Consider the following 23,534-nt stretch of genomic DNA (forward strand, 5'->3'; position numbering starts at 1 on the left):
TGTTAGAGTATTAGCGTGTCAGGGACATCTATAAATTTAACGCTAAAACTCAAACACCCTAATACACTAACACCTTATTTTACTCCACCACCATCCGAAAGCCCTTGCCGTGGACATTTTCGATCTTGATATTAGGATCTACTTTAAATCTTTTTCGCAGTTTGCTGATAAAGACGTCCATGCTGCGGGCATTGAAATAATTATCATCGCCCCAAAGGGTTTTGAGGGCCTCATCGCGAGGAAGGAGGTCATTTTTATTAACGAGGAGGAGGCGAAGTAGGTCTGCTTCCTTGGGAGAAAGACGATCTGCTTCTCCATTATATGAAATGGTATTGAGGCGGTAGTTAAATTCAAAATTCCCAAAAGAAAATTCATCCGGCAGGCGGTCCTGAGGCGCGCTATCTCCGGATTTGGCTCTTTTCAAAATCGCTTTTACTCGATAGAGGAGTTCTTCCGAATCGAAAGGTTTGGTAATGTAGTCATCTGCCCCGATCTCAAAGCCTTTGTGTACATCTTCTTTCATTGTGCGGGCCGTGAGAAAAATAATCGGTATGTCTGAATTGATCTCTCGTATTTCATTACCCAATGCGAACCCATCTTTTTTCGGCATCATCACATCCAAAATGCAGAGGTCAAAACCTTCACTTTTGAAGGCTTCAAATCCTGCTTCCCCATCTCTTACGAGGGTCACATTATAGTCATTCATTTGCAGGTAGTCTCGTAGAACAGCTCCAAAGTTTGCTTCGTCTTCTACCAATAAGATCCTTGCCATGTGTTTCTGTTATTGATCATTGATGCAGAATAAATTGCTCCGCATCCGTTCTTGTTCTTTTATGCTAAAGGCAGCGCAATGCTGAATATACTTCCTTTTCCGAGTGTACTCTGAACCGCAATTTTTCCTTGGTGTGCGTCTACAATATCCTTCACATAGCTCAATCCCAAACCAAAGCCTTTTACATCGTGCAAATTACCGGTGGAAACCCGATAGAAACGCGTAAATATATGTTGTAAATCAACCTTGCTGATCCCCAAACCTTCGTCCTTCACATGGATCAGTAAATGCCCATCCCGATTTTCGGTTTTCACTTCAATATTGGGAGCTTCCGGACTATACTTATTTGCATTGTCCAGCAGGTTATACAAAATATTTCCTATATGCACCCTATCTGCCACCAATAAAGATTTCGTAGCCGAAAGATCCATCTCCAATTTCCCTTGCCTTTCCAGGACCTGAAGTCTAGTATGTTGTACGGCAGAAGAAATCAGGGCGTGAACATCCACTTCTTCTTTCCGCAACTGAATCTCCTGCTTCTCAAACTTCGCTGCTTGCAATACTCGCTCCACCTGTCGATTCATTCGACTATTTTCCTCTTTAATAATGCCCGTATAGCGACCAATCCCACCATCTGAGGCCTGAACCTTGGGATTATTGAGGGCATCTGCCGCCAATGAAATGGTTGCGATTGGAGTTTTGAGTTCATGGGTCATGTTATTGATAAAATCATTTTTCATCTCAGACAATTGCTTCTGACGAAAAATGGTTCGCACACTCACCCAAAAACATAGCAATATAATTCCAGAGAATATTAAAGAAGCCAAAGCCTGTGTCCAGACCTCCTGAAGAGCTACAAAACCTTGATTGGGAAAAAGAAGATGCAAAAAAACCTTTTCCCTGCTTTGCTGAAAAGGAAATAACTGAACCTTATGCCGGGAGTCCATGAATTCATTCAGGGTATTCTGAGAAGAGCGATACAGGATTTCCCGGTAAAGAGGTACTTCGACCAGAAACTCTACGCTTTGTTCAATCCCATGAGATGCCAGACTTTCTATCAGAATGGTATCCAAATCCAGGGAATCAAATCTGTCTCTGACTGGTACGGGACTGGAATGTACACCCGCTAAGGTGGCATTGATGATATCCACCATTCGGGGATTGGCAGGCATTTCGATCTGCATATCCAGGAATGCACTGTCCTTACTAACAAAGACAAAGGATTCCATTCCCTGAATGAGGAAGGCCGAGTCTTCGGGAATCATTTCCAGATTTTCCGTAACGAAAGTGATGCTATCTCTATTCCGCAACTTTCGCAAGGTCCTTTCTTTCGGCACCTCACCTCCTTCCAAATCGATAGGACTGGCATTGACCTGCACCTTCATTTCATCCTGAAAATTTCCTTCTCTGTCAGCGATATCGCGACTGCGGCTCACACGTATGTATTTGGTTTTTACCGACTCACTATAAAGTCGATCTACTACCTCATTCATAGCCTGGCTCACACTGGCATTGAATTGCTCCTCATTGAGGGCCATGGCCCGCCGAGTCTGCTGTACCTGCAAGACTACGATCCCTATCATAGCCAATGCCATTAAGCCTATTATTATATAGATTTGATTCTGCTTCACTTCTTCAAATATATGGGTAAATGAGCAATTCAGGGGCCTTTTTAAATATCTAAAAAGGAGAAGACCTTACAATAGCTTTCCATAAGCACCTGACTTAGAGAACTTTATATTTACAGATTGGGTTTCAAAGGTCTCTGAGATTAACTTTTCCTTAACAATCTTTAACTAAGCTTTAACCCTTTGGTGTAGAAAAGCCGCTTACCTTTGGATCATAACAAATACAGTTTTGAAGTCCCGCACTAACATATTTGAACAAATGAAAAAGGTACTCATTACCCTCGTGAGTCTATTAGTACTACTGGTAACTCTCAACAACCTCCATGCTCAGGACAAGAAAGGAAAGCATGAAGTTCATGTAAAAGTCAAGAAAATCATCAACGGAAAAGAAACTATGGTGGATTCAACCTTCACCATTGATGGAGATGCCGATCTGGACGAGATTATGAAGATACTTGGCAAGGATATGGGTGAATTACATGAGCATAATGACGGAGATGTTGATGTTAAAGTAAAAAGGACGAAACGAATTGAGCGCAGAGTCATCAAAGAAGGTAAAGACGGAGAGAAGGAAGTTGAGGTTCATGTAGAAGTTGTAGGTGATGAAGATGAGGATGGTGGCGTATACATTTTCAAATCAGATGATGGAGACGAAAAAAAGGTAAAAATTCTCATCGACGAAGATGTGGATGTAAAAGATAAGAATGTCTTCATCATGAAGAGCGCAGATGGAAAGATCATTGAAATGGATGGAGAAGATAAAGATGTGATTATCATCAAAGACGGAAAGGTCATTGACATGAAAGGAGAGGATAGTGGGAAGAAGGTAATCCGAATAAATGTGAACAAAGAGGGAGATGAAGATGGAGAGACTATGATTTGGAAATCAGAGGATGGAAAAGTGATTGAGATTGATGGAAAGGGAGGAGAGAAAAAAGTGATCCGAATAAATGGAGACAAAGACGGAGAGACCATGATTTGGAAGTCCGAGGATGGAAAAGTAATTGAGATTGATGGAGATGATGGTGAGGAAAAGGTGATCCGAATAAAAGTGGATAAGGATGGAGGCGAAAAAGGGGAAAGCATGATTTGGAAATCCGAGGATGGAAAAGTAATTGAGATTGATGGAGATAAGGTTCAAAAGAAAGAAATGGTTTTTATCCGCAAATCAGGAGATGGAGAGGGAGAACTGGACGATGAAGACATCAAGAAATTGCTCAAGGAAAAAGGAATTGACTGGGAAGAAATGAAAGCAGATGGTGCTACGATCAAGAAAAGCAGTAACATCAATGTGAGTATCAATCCCATCAATGATGAAGATAAAAAAGCCCTGGCAGGAATGGGATTAGCTGAAAAAGATTATAACGGAGGTCTGGAAATAAGTGAAATGATGATGAAAGTGGAAAGCGGAGGCCCTGTTATGATGCAAGTAGCTACTGAAGAGAGTGGGCATTTGACAGCTGTGGTGCGTGATACTGAAGGAGAAGTGATTTCAAAAACTGTTTTGAAAGAATCCTCAGACGCATACAAAATCTATCTCAATCTTGATCAGTCAGGAAGTTACTTTATCACCTTAAGTCAAGGTGGCAAGTCCCTGACGCAGAAATTAGTCATCAAAAAAGCATAAAAATATTTTTTCTACGTTTGACGTGACCCGAGTGCCGGACCTTTCGTTCGGCACTTTTTCTTTTATGATGAGTAAAATATTTGTCCTAATCCGCATCAGGACGTAATTTAGAAGGGGTTTAGCCTAATTCATTCTATGGAACTATTAGTTCCCTTGTTTTTGTTTCATCCTCATCATGAAAAATTTCATCCCCAAACACAGCAAGTATCTGCTACTAAGTCTCCTGCTTGCTGGCCTGTATTCCTGTTTTCAACCCGCCACTCAACATAGCCATACCCGAGCAAGTGATCCCTGGGTTTTTCGTTCGGTATTAGATGAAAAGGCGCGTATGATTACGCTTGCCCTGGATTCCAATCTATGGGTCGCCTATGATGCCCAGTATGCCTCTCTTTACAGAGCCTGGAAAGGTGGAGTTGACCTGGATGGCGCCGTTTATACTTATCGACATGGTCCTCAGCCGACAAGTCTGGGAAATCCCTATTTTCAAGGGAAAGAACAGCAGGCCTGGAAGATTCGAGCAAACGGCCAAATGATAACTCCAGAAGTTTCTTATAAAGGCCATCGATTTGAGCATGGGGGAGTTATTCTCAGCTATGACATCTCTCATAATGGACATAAGATTCATATAGAAGAACATCCAGAATATATCCGCACCGCAAATGGAGATCATGGATTTGAAAGAAACTTCCATATCGAAGGTGTGCCGGAAGGAAGTGAACTCATTCTATTGAGCAATCTGGAATCTGTATCCATGAACGGTATACAGACTGATGCTCATTTTGAAACCGATCAGCAATCAGAGTCTATTATCCCCGGAGAGCATGTGTTCAGTTATGAGGGGAAACTTGTATTGGGGAATGGTCATAGCTATTTCAAAGTCTGGTTGATCGATGAACCCGTACAGGATGCAGCGGTGGCAATGGAAACAGAAGAAATTCATCCGGGTCTGGCTCTGATCGATCAAAGCGATTGTCGGAGTTGCCACAATCCCAATGTCAAAACCATCGGTCCGGCTTATGTTGAGATCGCAAAAAAATATCCTACCAATGGGCAGTCTGTCCAAAGTCTTGCCCGCAAGGTAATAAATGGAGGTAGCGGAGTCTGGGGAGAAACCATGATGACGCCACATCCTCAATTGGACTACAAAGATGTGCGTTCGATGATCTCCTATATCCTGACGTTAGATGGAGAACCTCCTTATCTGGGAGAGTCGGGATTGCCCAATTCAGATATCACCATCTCTGATGATCCATTGAGCACTCCTGAAAATCAAGGACTGATCGCCAGTGTTTATCTGTTTGAGGAAGGGCCCGACGCCATTCCTGAATTTGATCCCAATGATCAGGCAGCTGCCTCGGTCATTGTGCCCCTTGTATATGCAACAGAAGATGAGCATTTCAGAGAATTGAAAAATGCCCATCATTTTTACATTCGCTTTTCCGGTTTCATTGATATACCCGAAGATTCCAAATACGATTTCCGTTTGAGTTCGGATGATGGGTCCCGATTGATGATTGATGATAAAGTAGTTGTTGATCATGATGGTCTTCACGGACCTGATGCAAAGGATGGGGAAGTAATCCTATCAGCAGGGAAGCATAAGTTTATCCTGGATTATATTGAAAATTCCGGAGGAAAAGCCGTGCTATTGGAATGGCTGAAAAGAGGAAATGATGAATTTACGGTGGTTCCTCCCTCAGCCTTTACCTATGATCCGGACGTTTTTACGGAGCTTCTCCCACCTGAAATTACCGAAGTAGCATCAACTCCTCAGGGAACTCCTGGTGATGGCTATCCGGTAGCAGGGGTTCACCCCTCATTTGATTTGGAGACTGTTCGCCCGGATAATTTCAAACCCAAAGTAGGAGGCCTGGACTTTTTAGACGAAAGGGGAGACAAGCTCCTGGTCAGCACCTGGGATCCCGAAGGATCTGTTTATATGCTAGAAGGGGTTCAGTCTGGCAATCCTGAAAATGTAACTGTTACTCGCATTGCCAAAGGCCTTGCAGAACCACTTGGTTTGAAAGTAGTGGATGGTGATATCTACGTTCTCCAAAAACAAGAACTTACTCAATTGATCGACCATGATGGGGATATGATCATTGATGAGTATAAGACCGTTTCAAATGAATGGAAGGTCTCCGCAAATTTTCATGAATTTGCTTTCGGATTGGCCTATCAGGATGATCATTTTTATTTCACCCTGGCTACGGCTATCCTTCCGGGAGGAGCCAGCGCCAATCCCCAAATTCCGGATCGAGGCAAAGCCGTAAAAGTAAATCGCACTACCGGCGAGTTGACATTTATTGCTCATGGCTTACGTACCCCCAATGGAATTGGAGAAGGGGTAAAGGAACAATTGTTTATTGCAGATAATCAGGGAGATTGGCTGCCAGCAAGTAAAATTGTCCATGTGAAAGACGGAGCCTGGTATGGTTCGCGATCTGTGGATTTTGCTGGAACGGCAAATTTGACCGAGACCTTACCCGTTGTCTGGTTACCTCAAGATGAAATAGGCAATTCGCCTTCGCAACCTGCTTACCTGAATGTAGGTCCCTACAAGGGACAAATGATTCATGGAGAGGTGACGCATGGGGGAATCAAGCGGGTATATGTGGAAGAAGTTGAAGGTCAATTGCAAGGTTGTTTGTTCCGATTTAGCCAGGGAATTGAAGCGGGTGTGAATCGTTTGATCTGGGGACCAGATGGATCGCTCTATATTGGTGGAGTAGGGAATCCTGGAAACTGGAGTCACCAGGGCGGCAATTGGTACGGTCTTCAAAGAATGACCTACAATGAAAAAACAGCTTTCGAAATGTTGAAAGTGAGTGCCAAACCCAATGGAATGGAAATCGAGTTTACAGAAGCCCTTCCAGAAGCCATGGCAAAGGATCCTACCAGCTGGAATATCCAGCAATGGTTCTACCTCCCAACAGCAAATTATGGGGGACCCAAAATGAATGAAGAACAATTAAACGTCAATACTATTGAACTTTCATCCGACAGGAAAAGGGTATTCTTAGGACTCGATGGAATGAAAGAGGGGCATGTAGTTTATATCAACATACATGCTCCTTTCAAAAGTGATTCCGGCCAATCGTTATGGTCTACAGAGGCCTGGTACACTTTAAATAAGATACCTGCTTCTTTGGGAGCTGGAATGATTAGTTCAGTGAAATAAATCATGGGGCTAAGGAAATCCTTTAGATTCTGATTACCTTAGCCCCCCTTTAAGTCAACAATCGTTACACAGGCCTTGGATCTCGGCATACATATATGAGCACAGAAGCATCGCAAAATTCCCTGGACGGTCAGGCATTTAAAACCTTGTTCGATACCTATTTCAAAGGTATCCGGAACTTCCTGTACTATAAATCCGGGAATATGGAGCTTGCTGAAGACCTCACACAGGATGCTTTTATGATCTTATGGAAAAAGAAAGATCAGATTGATCCCAGCAAGGTCAAAAGTTATCTGTATACCATTGCTCACAACCTCTTTCTCAACGAGATCAAGCACCAAAAAGTCGTAACGAAATTTGCCCAAAGACCTCAGATCAGAACCTCTTCCAATGAAACCCCTCAATTCCTGATGGAAGAAGGCGAATTTCAGGACAAACTCATTTCTGCCATAGAAGCATTGCCCGAAAAAAACCGCATCGTCTTCCTAATGAACCGCATTGAAAAACTCACCTATAGAGAGATTGCAGAGCGTTTGGAATTGAGTGTGAAGGCGGTGGAAAAGCGCATGCACAAGGCGCTCCTGGAGTTGAGGAAGATTACTCCGAAGATTTAATCGATTTTCAATTATAATTTCTAGTTAAGTCGCGCTGTCACCCTGACCGCAGTGGAAGGGGCTACATTACTTGATTAAAGCTCAGTCGTACAAGTAACTTAGGTCCCTCCGCAAGTATAGGATGACACCGATGGTGAAGCTCAAGAAACTGTCATCGCGGCCTTAACCTAAGAGCCGGGATCTCTCGCAAATGGGATTAAGCTAGAGGTTCCGGACATCTGATAGATTCCGGGATGTACTGTAGTAAAAGTCAAATAAAATTGGGATTAAATTGAGTTCTATTTTTAGCTACAGCAAAAGCCTGCCTTAAGAGTTTATGAGCAACGGCGACTCTAATGACTTTATGATGTTTACCCTTTTGTTTCATATTTTCTACCATAGATTGACAAAGAGGATTTACTTTCATCGCGGAAAAGGCTCCCATATAGAGATACTTTCTTGCCAAGGCCTGCCCCATTTTTACGATCCTCTCTTTTCCCTTTACAGAGCTACCCGATGTGAAAATACGAGGACATAATCCCAAATAAGCGACCAATTGTTTGGCAGACTCAAATCGGCTAAAGTCATGGGTAATACAGATCAACAAACAAGCGGTCTTAGGTCCTATACCTGGGATGCTCATAAGCGACTGATAGCTTTGTGAACAATGCTCTTTACTAAGGCTGAGCATCTGTTGCTCCAGCCGCTTGATCGAAGCTTGTAGTTGTTCAATCAGATAAAGCTGCTGACTTCTTACCAAAGGATCCACTATGGGAACTTGATCCATAGCCTCGAACTGATTACGAAGCATCTGGAGCTGTTTTTGAAATAGGTTAATGCTAGTCAAAAACTGCTGTAAGCGGAGAAAAATAGCCGCTGGAGGCTGCCAGGGCTTAATAAAGCTTCGGTGATCCCGTCCATATTGAGCAATTAAGCGCGCGTCTTGCTGATCGGTCTTGGTTCGCCTTAATTGCATCTGACTGTAGCGGCGAATGACCAGGGGATTAACTACACTTAGTTTAATCCCATGCTGATGTAAACTAAAGGCCAGGGATAAATAATAGGGACCACTTGCTTCCATGACACAGAGATCTCCTTGAGAGAGGACTTCGATAAATTTACAATGGCCCGAAGCAGTATTGGAATAGCTTTTTACCCAGCTTTTCCCACTATCATTAAGACAGACTACTTCAAAGCTTTTTTTGGCAATGTCGATTCCATATACGTTATTATCCATAATCCTATATTTGAGCAGCTCTGATTCGAACTTATCAATCCTACATTCTGGCTCTTAGCCTACTGTACTGTTCTAGTTTTGAATCAGAGGGAGAGGGAAACCAACATCCCGGACGGTTTTTTAAACCAATGACACTTAACGGATTTATCCCCTCTCCTTTTGCTGCTTATTCAAATACCACAAACTAAGAATTCTTTTCTTCCCTAGCTCTTAGGCAAGTATAGGATGACAGATTGTTTTTGTTTAATCAGTGATCAAATCGCTTCAAATCTCCTCTCAAAAAGCCCCACTCAGGCGTCCTGAGTTGTTCCCCAAAATCCAGTGAATACCAGGGACCCATTTCCTCCGAATTGGGATTGGAAAGAATCTGAATCTCCTGAGCTGGCATATAACTCTGGGCAAGTAGGAAAAGCTTTTTGCCTGTAGCCTTATTTTCTGCCATATCTACTACAATAACTGCATGCCCAGGCGAACCTCCCTGAATGAATACATCTCCGATTTTCATATCCTCTGCCGATACCGATTTCAATTCTTTCTCTAAGGAAAGCGTACCCGCGTAGCTAAAAATGATCTCCATGTATTTCCAAAAACTCTTATAAGAGTCTGAAGGATTCGCAGATTGCGACCAATAACTTTTATTTCCCTTTACCACGATTCGCTTCCCTTTCCTCCACTCATTATAGTCCACCCGAAAGCCATTAGTAAAATTGAAATGGATTTTATCATATGCCTTTTGCTCATAATGATGCTCCGCCCATAGACGCATGACAGCATCTGCACACTGATGGAGATCGCGCTTTCCTATTTCCAAATCTACCACTGCTTCATATACTCCATAGTTTCCTTTCTTTCGCTGATCATAATAACTGACCGTTGCTCCATCTTCTTTAAGGGGAAGATTGCGGAGATAGTGAGCAAATGAATTTTCAGCTATAAGATTTCGCTCATATCCTCTCGGTAATAAAAATCGAGCCTCAATGGTTTTCCCTTCTGGATTGATGAAACTTTCTTCCTCAAGCGGCTGATCCACAGAAACTATTGCCTCATTCGCAGTATGCGATTCTTTTTCTTTTTGGGCGCAGGCGGGCAGAAAAAGGGAAATGAGCAGGAATGATATAAGCCAGGATTTATTAGCCATTCTTTTTTGTGTGATTCTTGATAAAAGCTATAAGGAGATCTCGATAGCTACTCTCATCATCATAAGACATATTACGCCACAAGTCTCCATGTCCCAATTCTGCATAATGAACCTCCGCCTTGTCAAAGCCGGATTCCCGAATAGCATCTTCAAAAATACGGCAATAATTGGCGGTATTTGTATCACTCATCAATAGCATAGGAGTCTTGAGGTTTTTCATATAGCTGATAGGAGAAGCTTCCAGAAAGCCTTCCTGATTTTCCCCAAAAACTGCCTGCACATGTTCTTTCGCCAAATGACTCTGTGTTTCACTCTCCTTAAAAACCCGATAATAATCCGGAACATCATAGGTTCCTCCGATAGGAATCACCCCTTTGAACAAATCGGTATCCAGTTTCCAGTTTTTCAAATAACGAGGATCCAGGGAAATGAGACTGGCTAAATGTGCACCAGAAGAAAAACCTCCAATAATCATCTCCCGCTGCGAATATCCATACTCATCTGCTTTATCATAAAGCCATTTAATTGCCATTGCCACATCCTCGACATGTGCCGGATGTTTTACTCCCTGACTCAAACTCGGATCTTTCCATACCGCAGAGCTCAAGCGATGCCCTATGCTGGCTACCGCAATGCCTTCATCGGCAAGCTTTCTCGCTAAATCCATTTCCATATTGCGATCGACATAAGACCAGGCACCTCCACCAATCCAAATCAAAAGCGGGGCCTTTTTCACTTCTTTCGGCAATACAAGATTGAGTTTGTGATTGGCATCTGCTTCTCCTTCCCCCTGAAAATAGGAGAGGTCCATATATTCGGTATGCTTAGATGTTTCCTGGCAAAAACCGGGACCCAACAAAAGCAGAAGGAAGCCAAAAAGGAGAATCGTTTTTTTCATAGGATAAGCTTTTAGGGTTATAGCTTATTGGTAGGAGGGATATTTAATTCCTTACAATTTATTTTAGAAGAATAAATTCGTCATCCCTGATGACCGTTTGAAATTCTGGTTCGGTATTTCCTTTTTTGAAAATAACCGAATATCCCTGTTGGGGTTGCTGATAGGTACTACCAGGACCAAAAGAATGAGATACAATCAGAACATTTTTATCGCCAGGGGTAAAGGAATTGATAAAGGCCTGGGTTTTGGCATGCCTTTCAGTTTCTTCATACACAAAAAAAGTGATGTCTTTTTCTGTTACATAGGGTTTATCTAAAGCCAGTTCCTCAACGGTTTGTATACAGCGACAATACTCGCTGACGTAGATAGTATCTGCTAGTGGGATCTCCAACTTTCTAAAGGCCTCTCCAAGCTCCTGGGCCTGCACAAAGCCGCTAGGCGACAATTGCCTTGCTGTATCCGAACTACAGCTTAGGTGCCAGCCATTAGGGCCAAGGTTAAAGAGGTCATTACCTGTACGAGCTATGGCATGGCGCAGATAGATAATGTGGCCTCCAGCTAATAAGGGATTAATACTTTCTGCTCTATTGCTGATAAATACGTTTTGTTCTATTCGATTGGTTTCATCCCCTTTACTTACTACTTCCAGTACAATGCTCCCGCTGCTATCGCCTGCGATCAACAGCCCCTCAGCACTTATACTTGCCAAGCCCTCAGGCAGCAATTTCCAATCTACGTCCATATTAGCACTCAATTGAATGCTATCTCCAAAATTCAGGACCGGGATTTGGCCGGGATTCAATTCGAGGGCATCTTCTTCACAAGCGAAGAAACAAATAGAAAGGAAAAGGAGGAAAAGGCTGTGTTTGTAGTTTTGCATAGGAAGCTTGATGAGGTCTTATTTAGGCGGCCCTTCTTTGGCCAGTTTTTTTATCGTTCGTACCAAATGATCCAGATCATCCAGCGAAGTATAAACGTGGGGAGAAATTCTGACTCCTTTGATATCCGGATGAGCAGTTACGGTATTATATAATTGGTATTGATTAGTCAAAACCCTACCCAAATCCCCTGCATTCCAGTTAGTCAGTCCGAAATTGCAAATACCGCAAGCATAGCCGGGATTCAGGGAAGTGAAGTATTCAACTTCCGGGATATCTTTAAGCTTATCAGTCCAATATTTTTTCAGATATAGTAAGCGCTCCCATTTTCTTTTCGTTCCGATTCCCTGATGAAAGCGAATGGCTTCGCCTATCCCCAACTCAATAGGGAAGGAGCGGGTTCCCAGGTGTTCGAATTTCGTGATTCGATCCTTTTCTCCTTCGGGATATCCATACATAGGCCAGATCTTGCTGATCTTTTCTTTTTTGATATAGAGCATTCCTGTACCAAAGGGAGCTGATAGCCATTTGTGAAGGCTGGTTCCAAAATAATCACAGCCCAAATCCGGGATCTTGAAATCCAGATTGGCAAATGAGTGAGCTCCATCGACAAGAACTTCTACTCCTTTTTCATGCGCCATTTCGCAAATCTCGCGGATCGGCATGATCTGTCCACTCAGGTTTATGATATGACAAGCTACGATCAATTTGGTCTTGGGAGTGATTGCCGAACGGAAGCCTTCTACCATTTCCGCAAAGTCCTCACAAGGAACAGGAACAGAAATCTTATTTACCTTGATCCCATGCCTTCTCTCCCTCATGGAAAGCGTACTCAAGATACTGGGGTAATCCTGATCGGTAGTCAGAATTTCGTCTCCTGCTTCGAAATCCATGCCTTTGATGACCACTTCCAGTGCTTCGGTGGCATTTCTCTGGATGGCTATTTCTTCTTCCGAAACCCCTGCCATATCTGCCAGTTGTCGCCTGACAGCTGTTCGCAGTCGTCCCATAACCCGCCACATGTAGTAGCCAGGAGCCTCATTCGCAAATTGCGTATAGCGTTCTACTACTTCCTGTACGACTTTGGGATGAGGGCTTACGCCTCCATTATTCAAATTGATAAGGGTCGCGGATTCCGTATACGCTCGTCGGATTTCCTGCCAAAAATCTTCATCAGATGCATCAAATAGATCTACTCCTAATAAGGTATTAGAAGAGGCAAAAATTCCCAGTCCTGCAAAGAGGCTGGCTTTTTTCACAAAGGTTCGTCGGGAATTAGCGGAGTTGGCTGGCATAAAAGCAAGATAAATGCTCCGTCCCTGCAAATCAATAATCAGGGGCTTTTATCTGCCCAGCCCTACCAGCTACTGACAATAATCACGATGATAATGGTTTGAATACCGATGCCGATGCCATAGCCTGTCAGGACTTTTCCCAGCTTCTTCCTCATCACCTGCCGTTCATAGCCACTGGCATACTCATGATTATTGAGGTATAAATCAGGATCGGGAAGTTGATAGGGATCTACTTTGGGAGGGATGGCTGCAATGATACCTCCGGTAACTGCTCCCGCAAGCACACCATATCCCGGCACCGCAGAAGCGACCAGGGTTCCCCATAAGGGTCCATTTCCTTTATAGGTGGAGCGGGCATCCTCAGTACCCTGATAATAAAAACCTCGGGGATCAAGGCTTTGAAGATTGGAACCGGGCGTAGAGAAAACCAGGGTATCCGGTTGGAAATCCTGGGCAGCAAAATACTGTTTCATCCCATCTTCAAAGATGATGAGTTCTATTTTACTTTTGGCCAGTTTTATAGGTTTTGTGTTTTGCTCATCAAAAGGCGTATAGGTTACGTGATTGGCTTTGACAGCTTTTACTTTTGCCCGTATGTCCTTTGCATCTACATCTCTAAAAATAATGAGGTCTTGAGAGAAAAGAGACATTCCCGAAAAAAGGAGATAGATGATGATAAGATAAGCTTTCATGGTTTGGGAATTACTGTGATATAGCTTCATTTAGAAATTCGACGAGTGGGTGCATTACTTTTAATTTTTCTGCTACTTTTTGTGCCAGTCCTTCTTTGCTCAGATCAGCATTTGGCAAACTGGTCATGGCATAAAAGCCTTTCATGCGTAGCAGTTCAATTTCCGGATGATCTTTGGGATAACCCTTGGGAGCTGTCTTCAGACTGTCCCCTTGAATACTTCCAAAAAGCTCCTGAAATTTCTTATCAGACGTTATCGCATGCAAATCTGCTGCATTCGTTTCTATAAACGCCCTAATCTTTTTCAGTTCTGCGGCTTCTGGCCTATAGCTTCCTCCGCCAAAAAAGTTTCCGTCAGGGGAAAGGTGAATGTAGTATCCGGCATAAGGTGATCTTCTTCCTCCTTTAGAGAGACTTGCTCCGAAATTGGTTTTATAAGGATCCTTGTTTTTCGAAAAACGAACATCCCGGAATAAGCGAAAGATTGCCTTTTTCCCTTCAATTCCTATGAGATCTGGATCAAAATCAATAATCTCATCAATCAGATCCTCCACAAAATTTCTAAAATTATCTCTGGCTTTGATATAAGCGCCGCGATTCTCATCAAACCATTCCCGATTATTATTTTGTGAAAGTTCTGTCAGGAATTTCAAGGTATCTTTTTCAATCATGGATAATTATGTTGGAAGATTTTGATCAAATTTAGGAGAGAATAGACAAAAGCGCCAATTGAATCGAACTAAGTGCTTTGTCCTAGTTGCACTTTTTCCCAAATTTAATCTTTAGAAATTTCTTCCTCCATAACTTAATTAGCTACAAAAGCGTTTTAAAAAGTATGCAAAAATATTTGATCAGTCTTTTGGTTGTAGTCCTGCTCCCTTTTGAAAATTTGCTGGGGCAAGCTGGTGAACAGTTTCATTTTAAAATAGCAAGGCTCAAATACGAGGGTGGGGGAGACTGGTATTCAAATCCGACCTCATTGCCCAATCTGATCAGCTTCATCAATGAAAACAGCACCATTCGGGTAGCAAGCAAAGAGGATGTCGTCGAGCCGGGAGGTTCACAAATCTTCCAGTATCCCTATGTCTATGTAACCGGGCACGGAAATCTTCAATTTTCAGATGCTGAATCCAAGAATCTGAGAAATTACCTGCTCTCCGGAGGCTTCCTGCATTTTGATGATAATTATGGGATGGATAAATACATTCGCAGAGAAATGCGAAAAGTTTTTCCGGAACTGGAATTCACCGAGCTACCCTTCAATCACGAAATGTTTACTCAGCATTATGCTTTTGAAAAAGGATTGCCCAAAATCCATGAGCATGATGGAAAACCAGCACAAGGTTTAGCCCTCATACATGAAGGAAGAATCGTCTGCTTTTATACTGCCGAAACCGATCTGGGAGATGGATGGGAAGACCAAAGTGTACACAATGATCCCGAAGATTTACGGCAAATGGCTCTTCAAATGGGAGCAAATATTGTGGTGTATGCTTTGAATAATTAAGAGATGTGTTAGTGTGTTTGGGTTTTAGGGTGCTAGTGTTCATTAATTCAACCTACTCTAACACGCTAATACACTAACACCCAAACACGCCTTAAAAGCTTTTACCCAAAGCTTTCCTAAGGCTATCTATATTATGCGCCGAGGCAAAGATGTCTATATATGGCATAGCTGCTGACATGCCCATTGCTGAGGCTTCAAAATTTGGGTTGCCTGCCAGGGGGTTGAGCCAAATGACGCGTGAGGCTTTTTTGTGGATGTGCCGCATGGCTTCCTGCAAAACTTCCGCTTCTCCGGTATCCCAACCATCACTCATGATGAGGACTACGCTTTGTTTATTCAGGCAGCGATGACCATGGTCTTTTACAAATTCAGCCAGACTCGAACCGATTTGTGTTCCTCCCGACCAACCGGGTACCGTTTCCGATAAATTGTCCAGGGCTTTGTAGAAAGTGCGCTCCTGCATTTGGTCTTTGATGTGATGCAGGGAAGTACTGAAAACGAAAGTATCTATGCGTTTGTAAATGGTCTGGAAAGCATAAATAAACTGGACCAGAAAACGGCTGTAGAGATCCATGGATTTACTGACATCACATAAAAGGACGAGCTCTACTTTTCGTTTTTTTCGCTGCCGAAAATACATATCGACAATCTCGCCCCCTCTCCGCATATTCTTCCGCATGGTCTTTCTGAGGTCAAAATTGGCCGAAGAAGGTACGGTTCGGAATCTGCGATTGAACTGCGCCGCCAGTTTTTTCGCCACCAAAATGATCAGTTTTTTGACTTCCTCCAGATCCTCTTCCGTAAAGCTGCTGAAGTCTTTATAACCCAAAGCTTCATGGGCGCTATAAGTCGCTATTTCTGCTTCCTCTTCTCCCGGCTTTCCATATAACCAGTCCTTGATTTGCTGAAGAGAAGGTGCTTGTTGCTTTTTGGGTTTATCAGCAGGCTTTTGGTTTTCTTCTCCCAATTCCTTCAGCTTGGAATCGACCGCTGCTTCCAGATTCTTCCAATAAATGGGATAAAACTCATCAAAGAGTTCTTGCTGTTTGAGACTGCGAGGTAAAACGGCTCTCAACGTAAGGCGAAAACGATCCGGATCTTTTACCGGAGTTACGGCCAGGGCTGCCAGGGCATCGGCTTCTTCTCTCGGCCCCAAAACAAAACCTTTCTCCCGCAGAAATCTACAGAAGGATACAATGTTTGCACTAAGCGCTGTTTTGCGGGTGATGAGATCCATGGGCGAAAGCTATTCCATTTTGGAAACTACTTTTACTTTTTCCAATAGTTCGGATAAAGAGGTTTGCGTATGTCTCATATCGCCCCAGTCTTTCAGCACCACTCCCAGGGTTTGCTCTACCAATTCTTTTTCCAAATGATCGAAATGCAGAGAAGACAAAGCGGTCGCCCAATCCAGGGTTTCCGCAACCCCCGGAACTTTCTCCAATTTCATCTGTCGTAGTTCCTGCATAAAGCGACAAATCTGATCTGCCAGTTGAGTATCTATTTGAGGAACTTTACTCTTGACAATTGCCAGCTCTTTTTCATAGCTGGGATAATCGACATAGAGGTAAAGACATCTTCTTCTCAAAGCTTCAGAAAGTTCTCTTACTCGATTGCTTGTGACGACTACATGTGGAATATGGGTAGCCTTGACTGTACCTATTTCGGGTATACTGATTTGCCAATCCGAAAGTACTTCCAGGAGGAAGCTTTCAAATTCTTCATCTGCTCTGTCAATCTCATCTATGAGCAAAACCGGTGCTTTATGATGGGTGATTGCTTGCAATAAGGGTCGCTTCAATAAAAAACTATCTCCGAAGATGGTATCCTCCTTTTCCTCAAGACTCTTTTTGCTCTGCTCTTCCATTTTGATGTAGAGCAATTGCCGCTGATAATTCCACTCATACAATGCCTGTGTAGCATCCAGACCTTCATAGCATTGCAGACGAATCAGATCTGTATCCAGGGCATGAGCCATAACCTTGGCTATTTCTGTTTTTCCTACTCCTGCAGGGCCTTCGATGAGAATAGGTTTCCCCAATTGCATCCCCAGGAAAACAGACATGACAATACTGGGATCGCTGATGTAGCCTTCTTGAGCGAGCAGGCTTTGCACTTTCGAATATTCAGGATGATTCATAGTTCGGATCTAAGCTAATAAATATAGAAAGCTTTAAGCGAATATTTTGTTTGGATGTAGACTAAAAGGACTAAATGCCATACATTTCAATTTTTTGTAATTTAATCTCCGATTTTTAAGAACTGATACACATCCAAAAACCTGCTCATGCGAAAGCATCTTACTTCCAGCATCCTCCTTTTAGCACTTTCTCTTTTATTTCTCTTTTCTTGTGGGAATAAAAAAGAGGCACAGACTGAAAAAAACGAACCGCTTGAAACGGAAGCGAAAAAGCCGAAAGCCGAAAAAAAGCCCAGGCCTCATCCCTATGAAAAGGAAATGAAAAAATGGGCAAGTTATGATGGACTTCTAAGTTCTTGTGAAGGGTCGAAACTCAATCTGGCCATCCCGGTAAATATCATTGCTGCCAATATCAGTAAAGACTCCCTGCAATATAATGTGGAACCTTTTTCTGATTGCTCCGGGGTATTTCTACGCTTTCTCGATAGCCTGGAAATTCGTTGTCCCAAAATGGATTATCCCGATCCGGCGAGTTATCGGGATTCCCGCGCTTTGGCCAGGTGGTATCATGAAACGGGCAAATTGATCCGCGTAGAAGAGCCCTTGAATATGGCTCAGTATATCAAGCCAGGCAGTGTGATGTTTTATGGGGGTAGGGGAGTAGAAAATAAAGAACTCAGTTTGGATGACCTATTTGCGCATGGAGGAATCAACCATGTAGGGGTGGTTACAGAGGTAGAAGAAAAAGGAGGGGAAATCGTGGGCTATTCTTTATTTCATGGACAAAGGCCGGGAAAGCTGGCTTCAACTACCAAGTATCATAAAAGAGAATATAGAAATCGTCCCAATTATCCGGCATATGGAAATGGAACTGAGCAATGGGTAGCAGTTGCTCCGATTGTAGATACGGATGGAAAGGTGTTTGGGAAATAACTTAAGCTGGAGATATTAATGGAATTGCCCCTATTTAAAAATAGGGGCAATTCCATCTTGTCGATTATTAATCTGGAGCCTAGCCAAGCGAGTTATTCCCCCCAAAAATCTACTTTACCTGTGATCAGAAATTCCCGAAGTATTTGAGTCAGCCAAATCCCATTGCTGCCATTGGTAAACAAAGCAAAGCCTAACTTACCTTCGTCAAATACTTCAAACTGACATCTGAAATCTCCATTATTTCCCCCATGCCCATACATTTTACCGAAAGGGGTATTAGCACTTACAATCCCTAAACCAAAGCTTTCCTCCCATCCAATCTTTTCGTAGTAAGGATTCGAAGGAGTTTGGGTTTGGGGGCGTAACATTTCTTCATAGGTAGAAGCCTTCAATCCCTTTCTTTCCAGAATGGCAATCATAAAATTAGCAAAGGTGTAAGCCTCGGTATGCATGCTATGGGCCATTCCTGCCTCAGTTGGAATATCAAAAATAGTCGGTTGTAGACCAAAATGACCATTTGCCATTACTTTTAATAGTTGATCATTTTTGGTGAAATAAGTATGCGAAATCCCCAATGGTTTCAAGACTTCTCTTTCAACTATTTCTTCTATATCCTGCTGAGTATGATGTGCAATTGCTCGTTTGAGATATTCAAAGCCTTCTCCCGAGTACCCATATTTGCTTCCTGGAGTTTCATTTAGTTCACGGCCCCAATTGGGCAAACCAGAAGTATGGGTAAGCACATGCCGGCCTGTCATCAATTTGTAGCGCTCATCTTCAGCAATTTCTTCAAATTCCAGGTATTCGTGAAGGGGTTTATCCAAATCAAATTCTCCTCTTTCCACCAGTCGATTTACCGCAAAAGCAAATACAGGTTTAGTAATGGATGCTGCTTCAAAGAGTGTTTCCCCATCCACCTTTTCTTTGCTATGGATATTTTTGTAGCCATAGGTCTGATGATATACGATTTCCCCATTCTTCACAAGCGCGAGAGAAGCACCTGGCACACGATAGTAGTCCATCATGCTTTTCATGAATTCATCCACTTTTTCATTTTCCTCCCTGCTATAAACAGAAAGTATCCCCTTCTCAGGGATAAGATTGGGAAGGGCCCGCTTTTTTATTACAAATTCAGAAGCTGATGAAACCTTTTCCCCTTCAACTTCTACCTTCAGCATCTGCTCCATATCCATTACCACCACTTGGAGTCTTTTCTCATCAAATAAAACTGAGTTGGAAAGACTTAGCTCATAGGATCCCTCTGGCAGTTGAATAGAGTAATTTCCATTTTCATCAACTTTTGCCATAAGCCAAAGATTGGGCTTGTCAAGCGAATTGATGATTACGCGATTAGGAATTGGAAGAGTAGATTTTTCTCCCCAGCTCAGCTTTCCTTTTAGAGTGCCCAATTTTGATTGTGGGTCTAAGAGGATGAGGTCACTCATGTTGAGTGTATTGAAGGCTTTACCACCTCCCGGACTTATGGCCCAAACAGAAGGAAAGCCTGATTCTCCAGGATCTTTATCCATTACCTCATAATCAAACCCAATGCTTCGTCCCACTTCCATTTGATCACCCAGGTAAAAACTCCATTCATATATAGTCTTATTCCCTATTTGCTTGATTTCAACCTTTAAATTATCCCAGCTCGCATTACGGACTTGAGGATCCCAGGACTCCTGAGGTCTATTTTCTGCAATTCTTCTATAGTCTCCACTTACCAAATGGGATATAGCTCCCGAAGTAAGGGTATGCGCAGGATCAACATAAAGATTGTGAATGTCATGGGTATTCCATTCAGCTTGATCAGTATTATCCCCCATGAAAGCATCATCCGTGCTTTCTACGGCAACATAGAGCATCCGTGTCGCCATATTATATCCGATTCTATAACGTGCATCTAAATCATCCTTCCCATTTGCTTCTGCACCAAATAAAAAGGTTTCAATCTTGTAATAAGGCACATCTGATGACCAATCTGAAAGGTCCCCATCTACTGTTATTTCATCAACAGGATATGCATAAATAAGGGTTCCATTATTTGACCATAGCTTAGCCAAGAAGAAAAAGCTAATCAGGAATAATACACAGGATTTCGTTTGGGAATGAATCATAGTTGTAGGTTTGTGTTAACGTGAAAAATTAAAACAGGTCAGGAAACATATCCATAAGCTGTTAATAGAAGGTATTAATGCCATTGTATATGACTTAATATCTCATTTTTCTATGATTTTGCCAGTATTGGGGGGATGAAATCGCGCCCAGATTTTTCCATGTAAGCGAAGGATTCCAACTAGCATAAAAATAGTAAGTGAGGATAGAAATAATTCTATCCTCACTTACTTATAGCTTTTAGGCTTACTTAACCCTAAGACTTAAGCCATATTTCTTATCTCGTCGAATAATTCGGAGCCTCCTTGATGATCTGAACATCATGTGGATGGCTTTCTCTTAAACCAGCATTAGTGATGCGGGTAAATTGACGGGTTTGTAAGGTTTCAATATCACCTGCTCCACTGTATCCCATTCCTGCTCTCAGGCCTCCTACCATTTGGTAGATCACTTCCCCTACTTTTCCTTTATAAGGAACGCGCCCTACGATGCCTTCCGGTACCAGTTTTTTGATATCTTCCTCCACATCCTGGAAATAGCGATCCTTACTTCCTTCCTTCATCGCCTCAATGGATCCCATTCCCCGATAGGTTTTAAATTTTCTCCCTTCGTAGAGAACCGTTTCACCCGGACTTTCATCCGTACCTGCAAACAATCCTCCAGCCATGATACTGGATGCTCCTGCTACCAGGGCTTTTACCATATCACCCGAATACTTGATCCCTCCATCGGCAACAACAGGTATACCTGCAGGCGCAGCAGCTTTCACCGCTTCCAGGACAGCAGATAATTGAGGAACACCTACTCCAGCAATCACCCGAGTAGTACAGATACTTCCCGGTCCAACCCCAACTTTCACTGCGTCCACTCCGGCATCGATCAAGGCTTGAGCACCGCCTTGAGTCGCTACATTGCCTCCGATGATTTGAAGATCAGGGAAAGTTCTGCGAATGTCTGCAATGGTATCCAGTACTCCTTTAGAATGGCCATGAGCCGTATCTACTGTGATCACATCCACTCCGGCTTTCTCCAGAGCTTCAATGCGTTCATAAGTGCCATGAGAAACTCCTACTGCAGCACCTACTCTCAGTCGCCCTAAATGATCCTTACAGGCATTGGGGAAGTTTTGCTTTTTGATGATATCGCGGTAGGTGATAAGTCCGATCAATTGACCCTTTTTATCAACTACAGGAAGTTTTTCAACTTTATTTCTTCTGATGATCTCTTCAGCCATTTCAAGCGTAGTACCTTCAGGAGCTGTAATGAGGTTTTCAGAAGTCATCAATTCCCTGACTGGACGGTCATCAATTTGCTTGAATCGCAAATCACGATTGGTCAGGATTCCGACCAACATATCGTTGTCATCCACGATTGGAATCCCTCCGATCTTGTGCTCAGCCATTAGGCGAGAGGCTTCGAAGATGGTATTGTCAACTTTGAGCGTAATAGGGTCTACGATCATTCCACTTTCAGATCGCTTCACTTTTCTGACCTGCTCCGCTTGTTGGTCGATGGACATATTCTTATGAATAATCCCTATTCCTCCATTGGCTGCCATGGCTATAGCCATGCGATGTTCGGTAACCGTATCCATAGCTGCACTAACGACAGGCAGGTTCAAACGGATTTCACGGGTTAACCAGGAAGATGTATCTACGTCGCGGGGAAGTACTTCAGAAAAGGCTGGAAGGAGCAAAACATCGTCATAAGTCAGTCCTTCAAAGGCGATCTTAGACGTAGCTAGAGAGAGTTCGGTATTTTCAAGCATAAGGCAAACATCGTTTTGGATATTTGCCGGGTAAATTTACACAGAAAAAGTCTTTTGGCGAAAAAATCAGGATTTTTCTCCCTCATCATTCTGGGAAGACCTGGAAATCAGGGGAATAAGAATTGCCAAAGCGATCAAGCCATATCCAACGGAAAAGATCCAGGTAACTCCATTGGAAAGTGCTCCGATGTTGAGCCCTGCCTTTTCAGATAAACCAAAAGCAAGAAAAAGTTGAACAACTATAAAATGCGTGGAACCCATTCCTCCAGGTACGGGTAAAGCCCAGCCGATTCCCCCAATAAAAAGGATAAGGATGGCAAAGTAAAGTCCCAATTCACTTGTATCTGGCAGAGAAAGAATGAAGAAGTAATTCATCAGAGTGAGCAGGCCCCAGATCATGATCGTATACACCAAAAATAACCAGGGTTTCTCCAGCTGAAATATACTTTTCCCCGCTTCCAGCATATTGAGGGCAAAGGTTTTAGTTTTTCCAATCAGCCCATCTCCATCTGTTTTCTTGGAACTCAAAAACCAGATCCCTGCTATTCCCAATAGCAGTAATCCAATTAGCCCCCCAATAAGGATGCTGCTATCTATCCCTCCGAATTGTTCAGATAAACTGTCAAATATTTCCCCAAAAAGACTTCCCAGTCTCTCAATTTCAAATAAAAAGATCAGGCCTAACCCCCCAAATAAAACCAGGGCATCAATCACACGCTCTGCTACGACAGTACCTAAGCCAGAAGCTACGGGCACTTTATCCGTACGGTACAAAATCGTACAACGAACAATCTCTCCAATTTTAGGCGTTACGCTATTTACCAGGTATAAAACCAGGACCGAAAGAAGGGTATGTTTCTTTTTGGGATGAAAGCCGGAACTTTCCAGCATCATTTGCCACCGCAAGGTTCTTGCGACAAAAACACCGAATAGCGTCAAACCAGACATAAGCACCCAAAAAATATCGGCTTTACTCAGATCATTGGAAAGATCTTCCCATTTGGTATCCTGATACACATAGTACAGGAGTCCTCCTGCGAGGGCAATTCCAATAATAAACTGGAGAATGGTTTTTAGCTGATTGCTCATAGACGCTTTCTGAAGGACTTTCGGCCTTTACAACAAAATTGAGCGAA

The 23,534-nt window shown here is 42.9% G+C and carries 19 protein-coding genes; 5 read left to right on the forward strand and 14 right to left on the reverse strand.

What is annotated here, in order from left to right; all coding sequences use genetic code 11:
* Positions 1–79: 79 nt before the first annotated feature.
* Together R8P61_25990 and R8P61_25995 are read right to left on the reverse strand one after the other, a co-directional pair.
* The gene (locus tag R8P61_25990) at positions 80–772 is read right to left on the reverse strand and encodes a response regulator transcription factor (GenBank protein ID MDW3650553.1); all 693 of its coding nucleotides are present in this window, start codon (positions 770–772) and stop codon (positions 80–82) included.
* 59 nt (positions 773–831) lie between these two features.
* Entirely contained in the window at positions 832–2,367 is a 1,536-nt protein-coding gene (locus R8P61_25995; protein ID MDW3650554.1) for a HAMP domain-containing sensor histidine kinase, read from the reverse strand.
* A 292-nt stretch (positions 2,368–2,659) separates the two neighbouring features.
* Here R8P61_25995 and R8P61_26000 point away from each other — a divergent pair, with 292 nt between their 5' ends.
* The 3 genes from R8P61_26000 to R8P61_26010 all read left to right on the forward strand — a co-directional run bounded on the left by R8P61_26000 (position 2,660) and on the right by R8P61_26010 (position 7,822).
* Positions 2,660–4,027 (forward strand): T9SS type A sorting domain-containing protein, encoded by a 1,368-nt coding sequence (locus tag R8P61_26000; protein ID MDW3650555.1) that lies wholly within the window; start codon positions 2,660–2,662, stop codon positions 4,025–4,027.
* A 175-nt stretch (positions 4,028–4,202) separates the two neighbouring features.
* A complete protein-coding gene (locus R8P61_26005; GenBank protein ID MDW3650556.1) occupies positions 4,203–7,208 on the forward strand; it encodes a PA14 domain-containing protein in 3,006 nt (1,001 codons plus the stop codon).
* Positions 7,209–7,303: 95 nt separating this feature from the next.
* Complete coding sequence (locus R8P61_26010; GenBank protein ID MDW3650557.1) at positions 7,304–7,822, forward strand: RNA polymerase sigma-70 factor; 519 nt, start codon at positions 7,304–7,306, stop codon at positions 7,820–7,822.
* A gap of 250 nt (positions 7,823–8,072) precedes the next feature.
* Here the strand turns inward: R8P61_26010 and R8P61_26015 are convergent, their stop codons facing one another.
* The 7 genes from R8P61_26015 to R8P61_26045 form a co-directional block, all read right to left on the reverse strand.
* On the reverse strand, positions 8,073–9,038 hold the full coding sequence (locus tag R8P61_26015) for an IS110 family transposase (protein MDW3650558.1): 966 nt from the start codon (positions 9,036–9,038) through the stop codon (positions 8,073–8,075).
* Between the two features lie 247 nt (positions 9,039–9,285).
* The gene (locus R8P61_26020; GenBank protein ID MDW3650559.1) at positions 9,286–10,176 is read right to left on the reverse strand and encodes a DUF4846 domain-containing protein; all 891 of its coding nucleotides are present in this window, start codon (positions 10,174–10,176) and stop codon (positions 9,286–9,288) included.
* Entirely contained in the window at positions 10,169–11,074 is a 906-nt protein-coding gene (locus R8P61_26025) for an alpha/beta hydrolase (GenBank protein ID MDW3650560.1), read from the reverse strand. Before R8P61_26025 ends, R8P61_26020 begins: the two co-directional genes overlap by 8 nt.
* A 58-nt stretch (positions 11,075–11,132) precedes the next feature.
* On the reverse strand, positions 11,133–11,954 hold the full coding sequence (locus R8P61_26030; protein ID MDW3650561.1) for a histidine phosphatase family protein: 822 nt from the start codon (positions 11,952–11,954) through the stop codon (positions 11,133–11,135).
* 18 nt (positions 11,955–11,972) lie between these two features.
* Positions 11,973–13,247 carry an aminotransferase class V-fold PLP-dependent enzyme gene (locus R8P61_26035; protein ID MDW3650562.1) on the reverse strand — a complete coding sequence of 425 codons (1,275 nt, stop codon included), beginning with the start codon at positions 13,245–13,247 and terminating at the stop codon, positions 11,973–11,975.
* A gap of 62 nt (positions 13,248–13,309) precedes the next feature.
* Positions 13,310–13,939: a hypothetical protein gene (locus R8P61_26040; GenBank protein ID MDW3650563.1), complete on the reverse strand. Its 630-nt coding sequence runs from the start codon at positions 13,937–13,939 to the stop codon at positions 13,310–13,312.
* A 10-nt stretch (positions 13,940–13,949) separates the two neighbouring features.
* Entirely contained in the window at positions 13,950–14,609 is a 660-nt protein-coding gene (locus R8P61_26045) for a DUF2461 domain-containing protein (protein MDW3650564.1), read from the reverse strand.
* A gap of 164 nt (positions 14,610–14,773) precedes the next feature.
* Here R8P61_26045 and R8P61_26050 point away from each other — a divergent pair, with 164 nt between their 5' ends.
* Positions 14,774–15,445 (forward strand): DUF4159 domain-containing protein, encoded by a 672-nt coding sequence (locus tag R8P61_26050; GenBank protein MDW3650565.1) that lies wholly within the window; start codon positions 14,774–14,776, stop codon positions 15,443–15,445.
* A gap of 91 nt (positions 15,446–15,536) precedes the next feature.
* On the opposite strand, the gene R8P61_26055 is transcribed toward R8P61_26050, so the two are convergent.
* Both R8P61_26055 and R8P61_26060 read right to left on the reverse strand, forming a co-directional pair.
* The gene (locus R8P61_26055; protein MDW3650566.1) at positions 15,537–16,682 is read right to left on the reverse strand and encodes a VWA domain-containing protein; all 1,146 of its coding nucleotides are present in this window, start codon (positions 16,680–16,682) and stop codon (positions 15,537–15,539) included.
* Positions 16,683–16,691: 9 nt separating this feature from the next.
* Positions 16,692–17,585, reverse strand: a complete 894-nt coding sequence (locus tag R8P61_26060; protein ID MDW3650567.1) for a MoxR family ATPase — start codon at positions 17,583–17,585, stop codon at positions 16,692–16,694.
* A 147-nt stretch (positions 17,586–17,732) separates the two neighbouring features.
* On the opposite strand from R8P61_26060, the gene R8P61_26065 reads away from it, so the two are divergent.
* The gene (locus tag R8P61_26065; GenBank protein ID MDW3650568.1) at positions 17,733–18,518 is read left to right on the forward strand and encodes a hypothetical protein; all 786 of its coding nucleotides are present in this window, start codon (positions 17,733–17,735) and stop codon (positions 18,516–18,518) included.
* 92 nt (positions 18,519–18,610) lie between these two features.
* Here the strand turns inward: R8P61_26065 and R8P61_26070 are convergent, their stop codons facing one another.
* The 3 genes from R8P61_26070 to R8P61_26080 form a co-directional block, all read right to left on the reverse strand.
* Entirely contained in the window at positions 18,611–20,632 is a 2,022-nt protein-coding gene (locus tag R8P61_26070; protein ID MDW3650569.1) for a serine hydrolase, read from the reverse strand.
* Between the two features lie 275 nt (positions 20,633–20,907).
* On the reverse strand, positions 20,908–22,398 hold the full coding sequence (gene guaB / locus R8P61_26075; protein ID MDW3650570.1) for an IMP dehydrogenase: 1,491 nt from the start codon (positions 22,396–22,398) through the stop codon (positions 20,908–20,910).
* Between the two features lie 66 nt (positions 22,399–22,464).
* On the reverse strand, positions 22,465–23,487 hold the full coding sequence (locus R8P61_26080; protein ID MDW3650571.1) for a lysylphosphatidylglycerol synthase transmembrane domain-containing protein: 1,023 nt from the start codon (positions 23,485–23,487) through the stop codon (positions 22,465–22,467).
* Between the last annotated feature and the right edge of the window lie 47 nt (positions 23,488–23,534).

Source organism: Bacteroidia bacterium (assembly GCA_033391075.1).
GTDB lineage: Bacteria > Bacteroidota > Bacteroidia > J057 > J057 > JAWPMV01.

What these genes read in the sequence shown, in the direction of transcription:
- R8P61_25990 (MDW3650553.1), bottom strand. Translation starts at nt 772, where the DNA reads ATGGCAAGGATCTTATTGGTAGAAGACGAAGCAAACTTTGGAGCTGTT.
- R8P61_25995 (MDW3650554.1), bottom strand. Translation starts at nt 2,367, where the DNA reads ATGGCATTGGCTATGATAGGGATCGTAGTCTTGCAGGTACAGCAGACT.
- R8P61_26000 (MDW3650555.1), top strand. Translation starts at nt 2,660, where the DNA reads ATGAAAAAGGTACTCATTACCCTCGTGAGTCTATTAGTACTACTGGTA.
- R8P61_26005 (MDW3650556.1), top strand. Translation starts at nt 4,203, where the DNA reads ATGAAAAATTTCATCCCCAAACACAGCAAGTATCTGCTACTAAGTCTC.
- R8P61_26010 (MDW3650557.1), top strand. Translation starts at nt 7,304, where the DNA reads ATGAGCACAGAAGCATCGCAAAATTCCCTGGACGGTCAGGCATTTAAA.
- R8P61_26015 (MDW3650558.1), bottom strand. Translation starts at nt 9,038, where the DNA reads ATGGATAATAACGTATATGGAATCGACATTGCCAAAAAAAGCTTTGAA.
- R8P61_26020 (MDW3650559.1), bottom strand. Translation starts at nt 10,176, where the DNA reads ATGGCTAATAAATCCTGGCTTATATCATTCCTGCTCATTTCCCTTTTT.
- R8P61_26025 (MDW3650560.1), bottom strand. Translation starts at nt 11,074, where the DNA reads ATGAAAAAAACGATTCTCCTTTTTGGCTTCCTTCTGCTTTTGTTGGGT.
- R8P61_26030 (MDW3650561.1), bottom strand. Translation starts at nt 11,954, where the DNA reads ATGCAAAACTACAAACACAGCCTTTTCCTCCTTTTCCTTTCTATTTGT.
- R8P61_26035 (MDW3650562.1), bottom strand. Translation starts at nt 13,247, where the DNA reads ATGCCAGCCAACTCCGCTAATTCCCGACGAACCTTTGTGAAAAAAGCC.
- R8P61_26040 (MDW3650563.1), bottom strand. Translation starts at nt 13,939, where the DNA reads ATGAAAGCTTATCTTATCATCATCTATCTCCTTTTTTCGGGAATGTCT.
- R8P61_26045 (MDW3650564.1), bottom strand. Translation starts at nt 14,609, where the DNA reads ATGATTGAAAAAGATACCTTGAAATTCCTGACAGAACTTTCACAAAAT.
- R8P61_26050 (MDW3650565.1), top strand. Translation starts at nt 14,774, where the DNA reads ATGCAAAAATATTTGATCAGTCTTTTGGTTGTAGTCCTGCTCCCTTTT.
- R8P61_26055 (MDW3650566.1), bottom strand. Translation starts at nt 16,682, where the DNA reads ATGGATCTCATCACCCGCAAAACAGCGCTTAGTGCAAACATTGTATCC.
- R8P61_26060 (MDW3650567.1), bottom strand. Translation starts at nt 17,585, where the DNA reads ATGAATCATCCTGAATATTCGAAAGTGCAAAGCCTGCTCGCTCAAGAA.
- R8P61_26065 (MDW3650568.1), top strand. Translation starts at nt 17,733, where the DNA reads ATGCGAAAGCATCTTACTTCCAGCATCCTCCTTTTAGCACTTTCTCTT.
- R8P61_26070 (MDW3650569.1), bottom strand. Translation starts at nt 20,632, where the DNA reads ATGATTCATTCCCAAACGAAATCCTGTGTATTATTCCTGATTAGCTTT.
- guaB (MDW3650570.1), bottom strand. Translation starts at nt 22,398, where the DNA reads ATGCTTGAAAATACCGAACTCTCTCTAGCTACGTCTAAGATCGCCTTT.
- R8P61_26080 (MDW3650571.1), bottom strand. Translation starts at nt 23,487, where the DNA reads ATGAGCAATCAGCTAAAAACCATTCTCCAGTTTATTATTGGAATTGCC.